Consider the following 17,480-nt stretch of genomic DNA (forward strand, 5'->3'; position numbering starts at 1 on the left):
GCCGAAAATCGGAGCCGTAAGCTCGACGTCTTCCACGATTTCCATCTCTGCGGTCATGGGTTCTCCTTCTGTGGGAATTTCAGCCCCGCTGTGGCTACTCCAGCGGCTCATTCTCCCGGGTCGGGATCAGCGGTCGACGGAGGCGACGCCGGCTCGCTGGTCGGATTGTTGCGTCCGGCTTTTCGCTGGTTCGGGCTGGAGCTCTGGTCGCTCGCCGCCGCCTGCTTGCGCCCTGCCCGGCGGACGCGGAAATCCTCGTCCACGTCCGCAATCTGGTTGAAGGTGCCGACCATCACCGGGATCTCGTGGTAGAAATCCGGTCCGTCGACTGCAGACGGCTTCACATCGATGCGCACGCACGCCGGCAACTTGTCCTCGTCGGTGGCATCCCAGGTGTCCAGCCACTCGTCGCTATCGCTCTCCCTCTGGTATGCGAACGTCACCGAAGCAACGTCGTAAAGCAACGTCGTGGTGAGCCCCGGCATCTCGTCGTTCTTGCGATCGAGCTTCTTCTTGCCGCCGGCAAACGCGGTGAAGGCCGGCTTCTCCGACATCTTCAGCTCCCCGTCCTCCATCCAGTAGCTGACGATGGCAAGGCCGCTGGCATCGGGCCTCTGCGGCGCATTGGTGACGAACTCGACGGTGTCGGACCTGCCGAAGAAAAACGGCTCGCTGGTCTGGGCACTGTCGTCGTCGTCCTCACCCAGCTCGTCGTCGCCCTGGTCTTTCGGCTTCGGAAGCTGGATCGGGGCGGCAGCGGCGATCTGCCGCGCGAGCACCTCGTTCGCGATGCGATAGCGGCGCGCCTGCTCGGTAATGCGCTCGCCGGAGCCGGCCGTCTTGGCACCGAGCACGAGCACGCCGTAGAGCCCGATTCCGATCAGTGTGAACACCGACATCGCCACGATGAGCTCGAGCAGGGTGAATCCGCTCTCGCGTGCAAGCTTCACTGCATGTCCTGGTCGGGGCGCTGCCCCATGCGCGCGGTCTGCAGGTGGATCGATTTCTCGCCGAGTGGAGTCTGCCACGTCACGTCCGCGTCGATCTCCCACAGCCCGAAATCGCCGGCGAGCGAGTGCGTCTCGTCCTGGTTCTCATCGCGACCGACCAGTTCCCGATCGGTCGGATGCGTAACCACCGTCCACGAAAACTGGCCCTCGACTCCCTGGCGCTGCCCGTCCTGCAGCTTGTCGCGCCACATCTCCTCGTCGACGAGCGCGCGCGCCAGCACGAGGGCCTGGCTCTGGTGCCCGGCATCCCCGGCCAGGCGCAGACTTCCGCCGAAGAGCTCCAGGACGGCGACAATGGCGGACGCCATGATCGCCGTGGCGATCATGACTTCCAGCATCGTAAAGCCGCGCTCTGCTCTCATCTAGTTTTCTTCGATCTTGACTCGACCGATCAGCGGATCGAGTACCAGCCTGTACGATTGACGACGATCCCCGGGCGTAAAATCGATCTGAACGCTGCCGCCGGACGATGAGCCCGTCGGAAAGAACTCGAAGCGGACCTCGTCGTCCGCTTCGGCCGCAACGCCGCCGACGATCTCGCCGAACTGCGCAAACGGCGGCAACTCGTATGGCTTCTCCTTGCTTCCTTCGACCGTGAAGGTCCCATCGTGCGGATAGACGATCAGGGCCGTGGGCTTGCGGGTGGAAACCGCCTGCGCCGAGGCCTGGCGGGTTGCCGAGATGAACGCGCGGACCGAGCTTCGAACGGCGCTTTGGCGCATGCCGGCCTGCACCATGGGAATCGACATCGATGCGATGACGCCGATGATGACCATCACGAGAATCAGCTCGATCAGCGTGAATCCCCGCTCGCCGCGGCGGGTGCCAGGCGCGGACCGTTGCGAATGCGCTGCGGGGATCACCCGGCCGCGCCATGCCGGACGCGACGCACGAGGATGGAGGCCGGCCACGGTCTCACTCGGCGCTGCTGATGTCGTCGCCGCCTCCCTCGCGCCCATCCGCACCACCACTGATGACCACGTAGGGGCTGCTGGCGTCTCGGCCGCCGCCCAGGTGGTAGATGAACTCATGGTTCCACGCGTCTTTCGGCAGCCGCTTCATGTACGGGCCATCCCACTGTTCCATGTCGGACGGCTGAGTCATCAGCGCACCGAGACCCTCGCCGTCCGAGGGATAGCGGCCCGTGTCCAGCGCCAGGTGATCCAGAGCCTGCACGATCTCGGCGATCTGCAGCTTGGTCGTCTTTATTCGGGCCGAGACGGCCTGCCGGAAGATGTTCGGACCCACCACCGCGGCCAGCAGGCCCAGGATCACCATGACCATCAGCAGCTCGATCAGCGTGAAGCCGCGCTGGCCGCGGTCGCTCGTGTCGCCCTTTCTTTCCTTCATGTACCTTCACTCTCCTGTAAACGCAGCGGTCCTGCGCAAACGCTCGTGCGATGCGGACGATCTGCTACTTGACCATTTCGTTGAGGCTGAATACCGCCGAGACCATCGCGTAGATGATGAATCCGGTGACGAGGCCCATCACGAGCAGGACGATCGGACTGAGCAGCGCCATCGCACGCGCAATGGCGTGGGTCACCTCTCCGTCGTAGTGTCCGCTCACCATCAGCAGCATCTCGTCGAGGCGGCCGGTCTCCTCGCCGACGGCGACCATCTGCACCGCAAGCGGCGGAAAGACATTCGACTTTTCCAGCGGACCGGAAAGCCCTTTTCCCTCGCTGATCTCGCGCTGCACGACCGCCAGGGCCCCGGAGATCACGGTGTTTGCGACCACCGCGCGCACGATCTCGAGGGCCTGGATCAGCGGAACTCCGCTCTTGAGCATGGTTCCGAGCGTGCGTGCGAAGCGCGCCACCTGGAGCTTGGTGACCAGGTCGCCGATCACCGGGGCGCGCAGCAGGAAACGGTCGTATCGTTCGCGCCCGTTTTTCGTCGCGAGCCAGCGACGCACGCCCAACCGGATCGCCGCGGCAGCGGCGAGGATCGCCCACCAGTATGCGAGCAGGAAGTCGCTCGTGGCCATCACGAGGCGGGTCGGCGTCGGCATTGCCGATCCGGATTCCTCGAACACGGTCGCGAATTTCGGCAGCACGAACGTCAGCATGATGATGATGGCGCCGCCGGAAAATACGACGAGGATGATCGGGTAGACCATCGCGGATGTAATCTCGGAGCGCGTCTTCTCGCTGCTCTCGAGGTATTCGGCCAGACGCTCGAGCACGGTTTCGACGAAGCCGCCGACCTCGCCGGCGCGGATCATGTTGATGTACAGCGGGGGAAATACTGCCGGATGCTCTCCCACCGCCTGGGACAGTGATCGTCCCTCCTGCACCCTGGCGAGCACGGTGCCGATGATGCGCTTGAGCGTCGAGTTCTCGGTAAGCGTCCCGAGGCTGGCCAGGCTGCGATCCAGCGGCATGCCCGCGTGCAGCAGCGTGGCCAGCTCGCGCGTGAAGATCATCAGGTCGCGGCTGCGCACGCGCGCGGCGCGCTTCCACGGCAGCTCGAATTTGAGCGACAACGCGCGGCGGCCTCCCGCGCCGGCAGTGACCGACAGCGGCAGGTAGCCCTGGGCCCTCAGCGAAGTGACGACCGCAGCTTCGCCGGCAGCTTCCATGCTACCCTCGATGACCCTGCCCTCGCGGGTCGATGCCCGGTATGCGTACGCTGCCACTTTGTCGATTCTCGTCCGCCTAATGCGTCCGCGCCCGCAGGCGCGGTCCTGCCCGCACCGGGTGCGGCATCATATACGGCACCTTTTCGCCTGGCCACGCGGGCCCGGTCTGTCCCTGCGCTCGCCGCGCCATCGGCCTCTTCGCCGGCGTCCTGCCCGGCGGCTTACGATCTGCGCAAGCTTGCAACCTCGGCCGACGAACCCGCGCGCTGCGGCTCGACCCGGATGCGGGCTTACCGACGAAGGGGCTCACCGATTGCTTCAACGACGAGTTGCCAGGAGCGGGCAATGCGCACCGGGAGCTGGCGCAGCGCTGCGGTCCTGGCCGCCTCGTCGCGGTCGGCCGGTATGGCCAGCCGGGCCTCGAATACCGTCGCCAGCGCAGCCTCGTCACCGGCAGGAACCACGTCGCTGTCCGGCAGCGCGCGTGCCTGTTCGGGCAGCCCGCCGGCGTCGCTGACGATCGCCGGCAGACCAAGGGCCGCCGCCAACGGCAGGAATCCGCTCTGGGAGGACGTCCGGTGCCAGGCAACAAGCGCTTCGGCAGAAGCAAGAATCGACATTAGGGAATTGTCGTCAAGATACTGGTCTTGCAGGATTATCGATCGGTCGTCTGCCGCAAGTTTTTCGACTTCCCGGCGCTTTGTCCCCTTGAGGTAGCTCTCGCCCGCGATCACGAGGCGGGCCTCTGGCGGACGCCGCGCCGCGCTCCACGCCCTCTCGACGCCCGCGATGTTCTTGTAGGGCCGCTGGTGCCCGGGCACCAAGAAGATGCGCGCGGACTTACGGCTCGCGGCGGCGCACGCGACGGATTCGGCCGGAATCAGGCACGGCAGTGGAGCGCTCACGACGCGGCACGCCTTTGGCGCCAGCAGCCGCGAGGCGACCTCTGCCTCGGCACTGCTGTGACACAGCACGACGCCGCAGCGGCCGAGCAGTCGCCGCGCCGCCTCGGCGGCCAGCGGCACCGGCTCGTGGGGCAGGACGTTGTGGCAGACGGCGACGAGGCGCTCGGGCGCCACCCGGCGCGTCGCCGCCAGCAGGGCCGGAGCCGACACCGGGTGCCACCACTGCACAATCACTGTCGCGCGCGACGCGGCCAGGAGGTGACCGAGCGATGTCCACGTGCGCGGAGACGCGATCGAAAGCCTTTCGTCGCACCATGACGGCCGCGCCCCGCTGCCGCGCTCGCTGCGGCCGGGAAATGCGAGCGACGGATAGAGCCTGGACCACGAGGCGGCGGCGGCCTCTGTTCCGGTCGCGCGCAGGTACTCGACCAGGCCGCGCGTGTGCGCCGCGATTCCTCCACGAAGCGGCGGAGCCGGCCCGACGACGAGGACTTCGGCCTGCTCGAGCACGCTCATTGCGCGACCGGACCCGCGCTCGCGCCGGCGCTCTCGCTCTTCTTCGCGTTGAGAACGGAAAGCTTCGCGCGAACGGCCTGGTCGAACGGATGCGAATGGATCCAGGTGCGCAGCGCCGCTCGCGCGCCGTCGACGTCGCCGCGACGCACGGCCACGTCGGCCCTGGCAATCGACGGCCAGTTGCGCGACGGGTCTTCGCGTTCGGCAACGTCGAGCGCGCGATCGGCGAGCGAGTACAGGCGAAGATCGCCGAGCGCATAGCCGGCGATCGTCCACGCATCGCCGTACAGCGGATCGAGCTGGGCAGCGGCCGCGGCGTGCCACAGCGCCAGCGGTGCGTGGCCGCCGAGACGGTAGGCCCACGCGAGGCAGCCCTGGGCCCATGCGCTGTGCGTGTCGGCGTGCACGGCGCTGCGAAATGCCTGCAGTGCCCGCGCGCGCGCCGCGGCCGCTGCAGCGCTGTCGGTTTGCCTTCTGGCGACCGCCTGTCCGGCGGTCGCTTGCTCGGCCACCGCCTGTCCGGCGGTCGCTTGCTCGGCGACAGCCTGCTCCGCGACGGCCTGCTCGGCGAAACCCAGCTCGAGCCAGCCTTCGACGAGCGCCGGCTCGCGCGCGACCGCTTCGCGCAGCAGCTCGATGCCGGCCTGCGCTCGTTTGGCATCATTGGCGCGCCGTGCGAGCGAGACCAGCGCGCGGCCGCTCGACGGCTCCGCCGCGGCCAGGGCCAGCAGCGCGTCGTCGTCCGGCTGCATCTGCGCCGATCGCGCCGTCGCGCGCACAGGCCACATTCCCGTGCATTGCGTGTGGTCGCCGAGCAGGCGCAGGTCCGACAGCGACACCGCGGTTCCGAGAAGAGAACGCACGTGCACGTCGACGGCAGCGCGAGGCGGCGCATCCGAAAGCGCCAGCACGATCGGCTCGCCGTGACGAGCCGCTACCGCCACGGCATCCCCGCCTACCCGCACTTCGAAAATCTCGCGGCGATCCCTCGGAAGATGCGGAATCAGCGACACCGCCGAGACGCGGCACGGCACGCCGATGTCCACGTGGATCGTGACGTCCGCCGGCGTGTCTTCCCACGCGCGCGGACCGTCGAGCCAGATCGGCGTGACCACCGGCTGCACGAACTGGGGCGGCGGATCGTAGCGAACGTCGGCTCCTGGTGTGCCGGTGACGGTCGCAAGAACGTCGCCGCGTTCGGCAGAAGACGCACTGCCATCGACGGGAAAAGGCACAAGCCAGCGTGCGCCGGGCGCGTCGGCATGCGAAGAGGAACCGGACTGCGGCTGGTCGCGGGCCTCGCGCTTTGACGCGGCGTCTGACGCCGCGTCCGACCTGCCAGTCGCCGTCAGCGTGGCTTCGGGCTGCGCATCGCTGCTTCGGTTCGGGATGGAGCGCTCGACGATGAAGTAGTCGCGGTTCTCGAGCACGACGCTCCAGTTGCCGGCAAGGCCGGCGCCGACTCCTTCGCGCGTCGCGCTCCACCAGCCGGCGCAGGCGCCGGCCGTGCACCGACCGCGCGCGGCGTGGTCGTCTGCAACCCGGGCCGCCAGCAGCGCCTCCGGCCCGAAACGCCAGATCCAGCCCGCTTCGGCGCCGGCGGCAACCAGCCGCCGCGGCAGCACGGCCCAGCGCACGCCGTAGCGCGCCGCCACGTCGTCGCGCACTGAAGGTGGGGTCGACGCCGCATAGAACGTCGCGCGGTCGCGCAGTCTTTCGTAGGCGCGCACCTCGCCGGTCGAAAACACGAGGGAACCGCGCTCGGGAAACGCAACGACGGGCTTGCCGGTCAGTGCCGGGACCAGCTCGGAAAAATTCGGCGGCGCAAGCACGACGTCGCGCCCCGCGTGCGCGGCAAGACTGTCGTACACCTCGGCGGCGGCTCCTTGCGGCGCGCCGGGCAAAGCCGGCGGATGCTCGCTGACACCGCGGCGAACGCGATCGGCGGCGGTCGAGTACGCAAGGACGACGACGAGACCGGCGAACGCAGCAGCGACGACCGCGCGACGGCCCCCTGCGACGGAAGAGTCGCACGCGAGCCACACCAGCGCGTACGCAAGAAGCGCCGGCACGGGGACGAACCATCCGAGGCGGTACAGCATCCACGGCACGAACACCTTTCCGGCAATGCTCGCGACGCCGGGTACGAAAAGGAGCGCGCAAGGAACGAGCGTGAGCGCGAGCAACAGCGGCGCGCCCGCGTCACGCTTTCGTCGCACGACGGCGATCGCGACGGCGAGCAGGGCCGGCAGCGCCACCAGGCCGAACACCGCGCCGGGATGCACGACCCATGCGGCCGAGGAGCTGGCCACGATGCGATTGAGCGAAAGATGGGCGCGCACCACCGGGTTGTCCGGCGCGGCAAGCGAGATGCCTTCGTCGCCGAAAGTCAGCGCCAGCGCGAGCGCCTGGCCGATCGGGTAGAGAGCCGGCGCGAGCATTCCTGCGACCAGCAACCAGCGCCTGCGCACCCACACCAGCAGCGTGCGCCCGCGCAGCACCGCTACTGCGATGCCCGAAGCAAACAGCGCCATCGCCAGCAGCAGGCTGTGTACCGAGGCCGTTGCTGCCGACGCCGCTGCGACGATCACCGCTTCGCCGACGCCGTCGTCGCCTTCCTCACCGTCCCGGCGCGCCGCGTCGATGACGAGCGCGACGAGGACCGGTGCGAGCACGAAACCGGCGAACAGCTTGTCCTGGTAACCGCGCACCAGCAGCGGCAGGTCTTCGGTGCCCCAGATCCAAGCCGGCGACAGCGCCACCGCGGCAGCGACGAGCAGCGATGCGCGAGGCATCGGGCGAAAGATCGCGCGCGCAAGCGCCGCCTGCGCAGAGACGACGAGCACGATGCAGGCCGCTGCCAGCGGCCCGGCCTGGATCTGCCACGCCTTCCCACCGCAGATGCTCACGACGACGCTCTGGAGCATCAGCCAGGCGCTCCACAGGAAGCGCGGATGCACGAGCGAGTCGCCGGTTGCCGGGTCCGCACCGAGCGCCATCTGCGAGAAGCCGAAGTGTCCCGACGCGATCCAGCCCTGCACGAACGAGAGGTCCCACCAGTCGTCGACGTTGGCGCCGCTGTAGATCAGCGTCGGCACGACGAGCAGCGCAGCGGCAAACACGAATGCTGCAGCTTCGAGGCCGGAAATGCCGTGTTCCCCGGAAATTTCGCCGTGCTCGTGCCGCCGGCGTGGCTCTTCGTATTCGACCAATGCTGCGCGACTTACGCCGCGACGGCGCGCACGCACGAACGCAGCAACGACAAGACAGACGAGCGCCGCGCCGAGCAGCGCCGGCGCGAGCACAACCGGCGCGCGCGCAAGGTACAGCGGCAGCAGCACAACCGACGCGAACGCGATCGACAGGCTCGCGTCCACCGCAAGAGCGCCACTGCCCCAGCCGCGAGAGAAGCGTTCCGGCGAGAACCCGCGCCGGAGCGTGAAGCCCGGCACCCACAGCAGCGCGACGATGACGGCGAGAGCGAGCACCGCGACCCGCGTCAGTTGAGGTAGCCGAGATCGCGCAGTCTCTGCATCACCGCGGCTTCCTCTTCGGCGGAATACTCGTGGGCAGCGCCGCCGGGGCGCTGGTCGTCGCCCGAGGCCGCGCTGCGACGAACGGGACGCGAGGCCAGCAGCCCGGGATCGAGAATTTCCCCGATCACACGCCCGTCCATGTCTTCGGGAATTTCCTGGTCGAGCAGGTAAAGGATCGTCGGCGCCAGGTCGATGATGGACGCCTGCGGCGGCAGGGCCCCGCCGCGCACCAGCGGGCCGGCCGCCACGAACGTTCCGTTGTCACGGTGCATGCCGGAGTAGCGGTAGGTTTCGTCCCAGATCCTTGCCGATCCGAAATCGGAAAGTCCGTAGAAGATGTCGCTGTCGTCCTCGGGCAAAAGAACGAGGTCCGGCGCCTCGTCGAGGCGGCCGCCGTGCCAGATCTCCTCGCGCCGAAGCGCTTTGGCGACAAGAGGCCGGCCGAGCTCGGGATCCTTCCATGCCAGCAGCGAAGCAGCGATTTCGTCGCGGGTTCTTTCGTACTCGGCGCCGCGCTCGACGATGCCGCGCGGCTCGCGGCCGCGCACGTTGAGGAACAGGGAGCCGTAGTGGCGCCCGAACGAATACGCGCGGCTTTTCTCCCAGTCCACGTTGTGGAACGAAAGGAAGAAGCGCTTCAGCAGCGCGTCCATCGAATACACGTTTTTGTACTCGGCGTGCTTGGCGATGCCGAGGCCGTCGACGATGCGGTGCACGTTGCGCAGGCTCAGGCCCGAGCGAAGCGCGAGGGATTTCAGGCGTGTCACGCCGTCCGATGCCAGGCGAAGATGTCCGAGCTCGACCAGCAGGTTGTTCAGCACGACGAATCGCGACGCCCGGCCCATCCCGTGGTCGCTCATCAGGATGACCGTCGCGTCCTCGCCGGCCTTTGCGATGACCTTGGCGATGTCGTCGTCGAGACGGCGGAACCAGCGCAGCACCGCCGCTTCGTGCCTGCCCGCTGCCGCCCCGCCCCTTCGGCGGCGCCACGGGTGTCCTTCATCGAGCGCATGCCAGAGCTGGTGCAGGATGCGGTCGACGTCGAAGTAGACCGTCATGAAGAAGTCCCAGTCATCCCGGTCCATCAGCAGCAGCGTCGTGCGCGTCAGCAGGTCGAGCAGCTCGTCGCTGGCATCGAAGAACGCGCGCGCGCCGCGCTCGGAAAACGTCTCGGACGGATAGATGCGGTAGTCGCCGACCTTCGCTTCGATCTCCGCCGCCAGCGACAGCGGATACGTGTAGTCCTTCGCGAAATACGGTGTCATCCAGCCGCTGACGAAACTGCCGCGCACGGGCTCGACCGGATACGTGATCGGGACGTTGACGACGCCGACCGTCAGTCCCGCGTCGCTCAGCAGCCGCCACAGCGTGCGCCCGCTCCGCATGCTCGCGTTGACCGGCGGGAACAAGTAGCTGCCCGGGCGCCGATACAGGAAATCGTAGACGCCGGTTCGGCCCGGGTTCATGCCGGTCGCAAACGACGTCCACGCCGGGCCCGATGTCGGCGGCATCGTCGACTGCAACGGTCCGCCGGCTCCGCGCTCCAGAAGGCGCGCGATCGTCCGAAGGTGCCCGGCAGCGGCCCAGCGCGAAAGCAGGTCGAACGGCGCGCCGTCCAGACCGATGACGAGCACGCGGCTGCGAGGTCTGGCGGTGCTCATGCCGCTTCGCGCGGCGGTCGCGGTGTGAAGCGCTCGCTGCTTTGGGCAGCACTGCGGCGGCCCGAGACCCGCGGCGCGCAGGCCCGCAGCGCTTCGCCGATGCGCCTCAGCATCCAGCGCGCGCCGCGGCGCAGCAGCTCGGCGGTGGGCAGGGCCGCGACGTACGCTTCGAGCATCTCGATGCTCGTCTGCGGCTGGGATACCAGGCCGAGGCGCACCAGCCTCGCGCCGTGGCGATCTCTTGCAGCAACCGGCGAGTCGCACCACTCGAGCAAAGGCGCAGCGGCGCGCACTGGATCGCGCGCCTCGTGCACCCAGGCGCGGCCGCGCAGTCCCATTCGCGAGATTTCGCCTTGACGTGCGGGCGCGGACGCAAGCATCGCGGCGAGCGCCGCGCCGTCGCCGGCGGGAACTTCGAGAACGAGGCCATCGCAAGCGAGCCCGCGGCCCGTCTCGCTGAGCGCGGTGGTGATGCAGGTGAGGCCGTGGGCCAGCCACTCGATCACGCGGTTCTCGGCGCCAAGCGTGCGCTCGTACAGCGGCAGCTCGATGTGCAACGCGACATCGCACGCTGCGTAGATCCCCGCGAGGCGCTCGGACTCCACCCATCCGAGCACGCGAACGCGCGACGGCTCGAGAGCCGCCAGGCGCGACAGCAAAGCGCCGCTGCTCGCTTCGTCGTGCCCCGGAATTGCGCCGCCGGTCATGACGACGCGAAGCCGCTTTTCCCGCTGCATCGCTTCGGCAAGGGCATCGCAGAGCGTCTCGACGTCACACCACGTGTTGACGCCGCCGGACAACAGCAAGACGAAATCCCCGTCGTCGAATCCGAGGCGGGCGCGCGCGGTGGACCGGTCTTCGGTTACCTGAACGGGATCCACACAGCAGGGAATGGTCGCGACGAGCTGCTCACCGGCCGTTCTCGCCGACAGGCGTCCGGCAAGGCCGAGCTGGCCCGTCAGCGCGTGGGCCTGGGGAGCGCAGACTGCGGAGAAACGGTCGGCCCTCTCGAGGACCGCTTCGAACAGGGTCCAGAAATGCACGATGCTCCAGTCACTGCCGGCGCGCGCGGCCTTGGCCTGGGCCTCGGCCATGATGTCGCCGAACACGTCGGCCCAAAGCGGCGCGTCCAGGCGCAGGCGACACGCGAGCGCAGCCGCGTACACGGTGACACCGACGACGCCGTCGGGAGCGAACGCATCGATGCGACGACGCAGCGCAGCGTCGAGCAGCTCCTTCTCGTGCGTGAACTCGATCGTGAGGCCGGGGCGGTTGCCGCTGCATGGCGGCGGAGCCTGGTCCTCATCGAGCACGCAAACGAGCAGCACGTCGTGACCCGCGCCCGCAAGCGCCGACGCAAAATGTGCCGAGCGAAGGCCGGGTCCTGCATGGCGCCTGGACGCAACCACGGCCGGCACACCCATGCCGACGACGAGGATGCGGCTCACGACGCTACCCCGACCTCGGCGCGCCGCTCCGCGAGCAGCGACGGAAGTTGACGGTAGGCCGCCAGCGCCGGCCTCGCCTGCGCCCAGCTGCGCAGCGATCCGAGCCACGCGAGTTCGGCGCCGAGCCAGCGAAGTCCGAACAGGTGCCGTGCGACCAGCCGCATGCGACTGCGGTGGTACATGGCAAGATACGCCGCCGACCCGGCCCCCGCCACGGATGCTTCGGCGTGGCGCGCATTGCTCCCGGAAACGTAGACGCTGCGCAGGCCCCTGGCTGCTGCACGCAGGCACAGATCGACTTCCTCGTAGTACGCAGGGGCGAATCTCTCGTCGAAGCCGCCGAGAAGCCGCCACGTCCGGCTGCGCAGCGCCATCAGCGCGCCGCAGACGTAGTCGACATCGGCAGTTTGGCGGAATGCCGCGCCGTCGCGGCTGCCGCGGCCGATGTGGGAGGTCAGGCCGTTGGCCGCAATACGCGCGCCCGCGTGCTGCAGCGTGATCCCGTCCGCATCGAGAAGGCGGGCGCCGGCCACCGCAACCGAAGGATCCTCGAGCGCAGCGACCAGTGGCGCGAGCCATCCTTCGCCGACGACGCAGTCCTGGTTGACGAACACGAGCACCGACGGCGGATCGTCTTCGGCGAGAAGCAGGTCGACGCCGCAGCGGACTGCCCCCGCAAATCCACGATTCCGCGCGAGCGGCAGAATGCGCACTCGGCCCTCGGACCGCCGTGCCCGTCGCGCGGCGATGCAGGCGCTGTCGTCGTCGCTGCCGTCGTCGACGACGAGAACGTCGATGCCGGGGGCCGTCGCGAGCAACGCGTCGAGGCAGTCGTCGAGGAATGCGGCGCCGCGAAAAACCGGCACGACCGCCGCAACGCGACCGGAACTGCCGGAGCGCGCTACAGTTTTTGTAGCGCTACAAAAATCGTAGCACGCCGCCGGATCCGCTTCGCGTGCTGTCGCGGTAGCGTCGGCGGGTTCGAGAACGCTCGCGTCCGAAGACGCCGTTGCGGCAGCGCTCGTCACGCGACTTGCGTCTCCCGCACCGCTGTCGCCGCGGTACGCGGCCGCGCGCCGCCGGATTCGGACACGAACCCTGCCGTCCACGCGGCAAGACCCGCGACCAACAACGGCGCAAGCAGCACGGCCTCGATCATCGCAGCGGCGCCCTCGCCTGCCTGCCACTGCGCAAGCCGCCAGAGCCTCCCGGGCAGAAGCAGCAGCGCCGCCACGCGACTGGCGGCGAACGCAGAGCCCGGCATCGCCACGCGCTTTCGCGCAATCGCGGCCGTGGCGCCGAGTCGAACCTGGTGCCGCATCATCCGGGCGACCCCGCGCGGATGCTCGTGCAGCGTCGAAGCGGTGTCGCTTCGCAGCACGGCAAGACCGAAGCTGCGAAGCACCTGCGAAAACACGAGGTCCTCCCCAGGCCAGAGGTCGGGGAATCCCGCGGCGCGGTCGAACGCGTCGGCGCGGCAGAGCAGCGTCGTCGACGGCGGGAGCCACGACGGCGGCGGCGGCCTCCTGGAGGCAGCTTCCTTGAATTCGAGGAGGTGACGGGCGCGCGCGATGGCCCCGCCGCAGCACGCTACCCTCGCGCTGAGCGCTGCAGCACCGCGACGGGCGAGCTCGCCTGCCATCGCCGCAGCGCCGCCGGCCTCGAGGCGGCAGTCGGCATCGACGAACAGCAACAGCTCGTCCGCAAGGCCATCACTTGCATGCGGGAGGCGGGCCCGCGCCGCGTCGCGCCCGCGGTTTCGCGCAGCGCCCGCCGTCATCGCGTGGTCACTCTCGACCAGCTCGACCTTCGCGTCGCGGTGCACCCACGCGCGCACGACAGCGGCGGTCGGATCGTCGCGGCTCGTGACGACGAGCACGCGCGAGACGAAATCGGCGTTGCCGAGGCGCAGCGCCTCGAGCGTGGCGCCGATGGTTTTTTCGCCGCGGCGGGCGGGAATGACGGCAACGCAGGCCATGGTGGGTATCCGTCGGATCGAGGAGGCGGATCAGCCCGCCGGTGCACGCGGCGGCCGCGCGGCCGCCATCCGTGCTGGCGGCCTCGAGGCCGCCATCAGTACTGGTCCTGGGTCACACGCAGGACTTCGCCGATCGTCGTCGTGCCGTCGGCCACTTTCCAGAATCCGTCCATGCGCAGCGTACGCATGCCGCGGCCGACGGCGTCCTGCTTGATGCGGTCGGCAGTGGCGCGCGAGACGATCAGGTTGCGGATCTGGTCGTCACAGCTCAGCAGCTCGTAGATGCCGCCGCGGCCGTGGTAGCCGGTGCCGGCGCACTCGCTGCAGCCGGCCGACTCGTAGACGACGACTGCCTTGGTGCCGCGCGGTCCGAGCTCGCGCAGGAACTCGGGAGATGCCTCGACGTGGTGACGGCAGCGTTCGCAGACGCGGCGCACGAGCCGCTGGGCCAGCACGCCGATCAGCGACGAGGCGAGCAGGTAGTCTTCGACGCCCATGTCGAGCAGGCGCGAGATCGCGCCTGCCGCATCGTTGGTGTGCAGCGTGGAGAACACGAGGTGGCCGGTCAGCGCGGCCTGGATCGCGATCTCGGCCGTCTCCGCGTCGCGGATCTCGCCGACCATGATGACGTCGGGGTCCTGGCGCACGATGGACCGGAGTCCGTTCGCGAACGTCAGGCCGATCTGCGATCGCACGTGGATCTGGTTGACGCCGCGAAGCTGGTACTCGACCGGATCCTCGATCGTGATGATCTTGAGCTCCGGCGAGTTGATCTTGTCGAGGCCGCCGTAAAGCGTCGTCGTCTTTCCGGACCCGGTCGGGCCGGTGACGAGAATCAGGCCGTGCGGCTGCGAGATCATGTGCGAGAAGTTGCCGAGGATGTCCTCCGGCATTCCGAGGCGCGAAAGATCGACGACGACGCTGGATCGGTCGAGGATACGAAGCACGACGCTCTCGCCGTACAGCGTCGGCAGGCTCGAGACGCGAAGATCGATCTCGCGCCCGACCAGGCGCAGCTTGATGCGCCCGTCCTGCGGCAGTCGCCGCTCGGCGATGTTGAGCTTGGCCATCAGCTTGATGCGCGAGATGATCGCGGCCGTAAGGTTGCGCGGCGGCGGATCCTGGTCGTGCAGCACGCCGTCGATGCGGTAGCGCACGCGCAGCTCGTTCTCGAACGGCTCGACGTGGATGTCCGAAGCGCGCTGCTCGACGGCACGCGACAGCGTCTGGTTGACGAGCCGGATGACGGGCGCCTCGCTGGCCATGTCGCGAAGGTGCTCGACGTCCTCCTCGTCCTGCGTGAGGATCTCGATGCTGCCGTTGTCGCCTTCCTCGCCGCCGTCGCCCTCGCCGAAGATCGCCTCGAAGCGCTCCATCAGCTCGCGGGGACGCACGAGGACCGGCTGCACGGCCAGCCCCGTCACCTGCTCGAGCACCTCGATCGTCGCGGTGTCGCCGGGATCGGCCATCGCCAGGCGAAGCACCCCGTTGTCGACCGAGATTGGCAGCACGCGAAGCGAGCGCATGAACTCGACCGAGACGTGCTCGAGGCTCGGCGGCTCGGCCGGTATCTCCGAAGCGCGCGCCATCGGCATGTCGTGATAGGCAGCCAGGATCGGCAGAAGGTCGTCCTCGGAAAGGAAGCCGAGCTCGACGAGCATTCGCTCGATTCGCTCGCCCTTCTCGGCCGAGAAGCGCCTCACCTTTCTCAGGTCGTCGGGCGAGACCTTGCCGGAAGCCAGGAGCGCCTCATCCAGGCCGCTCGAGACGACCGGCCCCTCGGGCGGGCGCACGAGGTCGACGCTCTGCTGGGTTGCCATTGGTGCCTTAGCCTGCCCCGCTTCGCGGCCCCGCTCAAGTAGCGATCTGCGCGGCGGGCAGCCCGGGCACCTGGTCTTCGTCGGGCTGCGCCGCACGCTCCAGCAGCGCGACGATCCGCTCGCGCTGGGACCGGATGCCCGTGCCGATGAAAACGCCGCGTGCCCCGCTGCCGCCGATGGCCGGGCCTTCGAGGACCGAGAGCTCGACCCGGCCGCAGACGTACTGGAACAACCAGGTAGGACCTTCGTCCTCGTGAAGGAATCCCTTGGCCCTGAGCACTTGCGGCGGCAGGCCGGCCAGTGCGCTCTCGAAAGCGCGCCGGTCGATGCGCACGGCCGACTTCCACGCGAACGACTCGATCGCGTCCTCGTCGAGGTGACTCTGGGCAGTAGGCGGCTCCTCGGCCGCAGCTCGCGCGGCGGCGCGCGCCGAAGAAGTTGCCAGCAGCAGCTCGGCGCCGGCAAAACGGCCGCCGGGCGCCGCCTCGCAGATGCTCGCACGCGGATTGCGCCGCGCCAGCGAAGTCTTCACGCGCGCGACGCGCGAAGGCGCGGCGACGTCACATTTGGAGACGACGAGAAAATCGGCAGCTTCCACCTGGCGGCGCCCGGCGCGTGTGGCCGCCGCTACTCGCCACGCCGTCGCGTCGACGACGCAGACGATGCTGTCGACGCCGATCCCGCAGCGGCGAAGGCGCTCGGCAACGGGTCCGGGATCGGCCGCACCCGTCGTCTCGATGACGAGGAGCAGAGGGTCCACGCGGCGCACCAGCTCGTCGACGGCAAGGTCGAAGCGGTACTCGTCGATGCTGCAGCAGATGCAGCCGGAAGCGAGCTCGACGACGCGCTCGGCGTGCTCGAAGCCCGCCAGCACCTGCCCGTCGACGCCGATCTCGCCGATTTCGTTGACGATGAGCGCAATGCGGCGAGGATCCTCTTCGCGTGCCAGCAGCGCGCGAAGGAGCGTCGTCTTTCCGCTGCCGAGAAAGCCGGTAACGATGGTCGCGGCAACGCGTGGCGAGGACATCGTCGTTAGCTGCCTGCCCGGTCGTAGCGATCGTGCAGGCGCACGATGTCGTCGAGCTCGGGCGTCGAAGCCTCGAGAAGCTCGACGTCACCGGTAGCCTCGAAGCGGTGGCGGCGCCCCGGCGGCACGTGGAACACGCTACCCGCCTCGAGATCCTCGACGCGAGGCGGACCATCGTCGTCCGACCAGTGCACGCGCAGGGTGCCGCGAAGCACGTAGATCGTCTCCTCCTTGACGCGGTGGAACTGGTAGCTCAGCGCGTGGCCCGCGCGGATGAACAGGATCTTTCCCGCGTAGCGTCCGCTGTGGGCCCAGATCAGCTCATGGCCCCACGGTTTTTCGACACGCACGGGCCGCCGCGCTTCTTCGCTCTTTACCACTGCTTCACCACCACTACCCCTGCACTACCCCTGCGTCGCCGGGCGCGGGCCCCGCCGGCCGGCCGCCAGCTCTCAGGTGGGACACTTCGGCTCGGGCCCCGTTCCGACCGCGGCTTTCAGGGTGGCGAGCGCGTCGTTCGCCGTGATCTTGCCGTCGCCGTTGAAGTCGCAGATCGAAAGCTCGCAGGTCTGGCTGCCGACCGCCGCCTTGAGCACGGCGAGCGCGTCGCTGGCGAGGATCTGGCAGTCGCCGTCGACATCGCCGCAGACCGGGCAAGCCTGCGTCGTAGTCGTCGTCTGGTTGCAGTGGGGAATCGCGGTCCCCGAGCAGGACCCGTCGTGGCAGGCATCGTCCCTGGTGCAGGGGTCGCCGTCGTCGCACGGGTCGATGTTGTTCTGGTTTTCGCACGAGTGCGAGCCCTCGCTGCACGAATCGGTCGTGCACGGGTTGTTGTCGCTGCAGTCGCGCGCCGGGCCGCCGCTGCAGGCGCCGCCGCTGCAGGTGTCGCCGACCGTGCAGAACAATCCGTCGTCGCAGGGCAGCGAATTGTTGTCGTGCTCGCAGGCGGCGGACTGTTCGTCGCAGGCGTCGGTCGTGCACGGGTTGGCGTCGCC

At 68.8% G+C, this 17,480-nt stretch carries 15 protein-coding genes; all 15 read right to left on the reverse strand.

Going from position 1 to position 17,480, the window contains the following annotated elements; translation table 11 throughout:
- Positions 1-107: 107 nt before the first annotated feature.
- Positions 108-950 carry a type II secretion system protein GspJ gene (locus VGK20_14750; GenBank protein HEY2775304.1) on the reverse strand — a complete coding sequence of 281 codons (843 nt, stop codon included), beginning with the start codon at positions 948-950 and terminating at the stop codon, positions 108-110.
- Positions 947-1,372, reverse strand: coding sequence for a type II secretion system protein (locus tag VGK20_14755; protein HEY2775305.1), 426 nt, complete (start codon positions 1,370-1,372; stop codon positions 947-949). Before VGK20_14755 ends, VGK20_14750 begins: the two co-directional genes overlap by 4 nt.
- Entirely contained in the window at positions 1,373-1,873 is a 501-nt protein-coding gene (locus VGK20_14760) for a GspH/FimT family pseudopilin (protein HEY2775306.1), read from the reverse strand.
- Between the two features lie 52 nt (positions 1,874-1,925).
- On the reverse strand, positions 1,926-2,360 hold the full coding sequence (gene gspG, locus VGK20_14765; GenBank protein HEY2775307.1) for a type II secretion system major pseudopilin GspG: 435 nt from the start codon (positions 2,358-2,360) through the stop codon (positions 1,926-1,928).
- A gap of 64 nt (positions 2,361-2,424) precedes the next feature.
- A complete protein-coding gene (locus VGK20_14770; GenBank protein HEY2775308.1) occupies positions 2,425-3,651 on the reverse strand; it encodes a type II secretion system F family protein in 1,227 nt (408 codons plus the stop codon).
- Between the two features lie 233 nt (positions 3,652-3,884).
- A complete protein-coding gene (locus VGK20_14775; GenBank protein ID HEY2775309.1) occupies positions 3,885-5,015 on the reverse strand; it encodes a glycosyltransferase family 4 protein in 1,131 nt (376 codons plus the stop codon).
- Complete coding sequence (locus VGK20_14780) at positions 5,012-8,503, reverse strand: DUF6077 domain-containing protein (protein ID HEY2775310.1); 3,492 nt, start codon at positions 8,501-8,503, stop codon at positions 5,012-5,014. The genes VGK20_14775 and VGK20_14780 overlap by 4 nt, the downstream gene beginning before the upstream one ends.
- A gap of 11 nt (positions 8,504-8,514) precedes the next feature.
- Positions 8,515-10,212, reverse strand: a complete 1,698-nt coding sequence (locus VGK20_14785) for an alkaline phosphatase family protein (GenBank protein ID HEY2775311.1) — start codon at positions 10,210-10,212, stop codon at positions 8,515-8,517.
- Positions 10,209-11,660, reverse strand: a complete 1,452-nt coding sequence (locus VGK20_14790) for a glycosyltransferase (GenBank protein ID HEY2775312.1) — start codon at positions 11,658-11,660, stop codon at positions 10,209-10,211. Before VGK20_14790 ends, VGK20_14785 begins: the two co-directional genes overlap by 4 nt.
- Complete coding sequence (locus VGK20_14795) at positions 11,657-12,769, reverse strand: glycosyltransferase family 2 protein (GenBank protein ID HEY2775313.1); 1,113 nt, start codon at positions 12,767-12,769, stop codon at positions 11,657-11,659. The genes VGK20_14790 and VGK20_14795 overlap by 4 nt, the downstream gene beginning before the upstream one ends.
- A complete protein-coding gene (locus tag VGK20_14800) occupies positions 12,685-13,638 on the reverse strand; it encodes a glycosyltransferase family A protein (GenBank protein HEY2775314.1) in 954 nt (317 codons plus the stop codon). The genes VGK20_14795 and VGK20_14800 overlap by 85 nt, the downstream gene beginning before the upstream one ends.
- 95 nt (positions 13,639-13,733) lie before the next feature.
- Positions 13,734-15,458: a type II secretion system ATPase GspE gene (gene gspE, locus VGK20_14805; protein HEY2775315.1), complete on the reverse strand. Its 1,725-nt coding sequence runs from the start codon at positions 15,456-15,458 to the stop codon at positions 13,734-13,736.
- A gap of 34 nt (positions 15,459-15,492) precedes the next feature.
- Complete coding sequence (locus VGK20_14810) at positions 15,493-16,485, reverse strand: GTP-binding protein (GenBank protein ID HEY2775316.1); 993 nt, start codon at positions 16,483-16,485, stop codon at positions 15,493-15,495.
- A gap of 5 nt (positions 16,486-16,490) precedes the next feature.
- Positions 16,491-16,865: a cupin domain-containing protein gene (locus VGK20_14815; GenBank protein HEY2775317.1), complete on the reverse strand. Its 375-nt coding sequence runs from the start codon at positions 16,863-16,865 to the stop codon at positions 16,491-16,493.
- A gap of 72 nt (positions 16,866-16,937) precedes the next feature.
- Positions 16,938-17,480: dockerin type I domain-containing protein (locus VGK20_14820; GenBank protein ID HEY2775318.1), on the reverse strand; the 543-nt coding region annotated here is incomplete at its 5' end.

The organism is Candidatus Binatia bacterium, from assembly GCA_036493895.1.
Taxonomy (GTDB): domain Bacteria; phylum Desulfobacterota; class Binatia; order UBA1149; family CAITLU01; genus DATNBU01.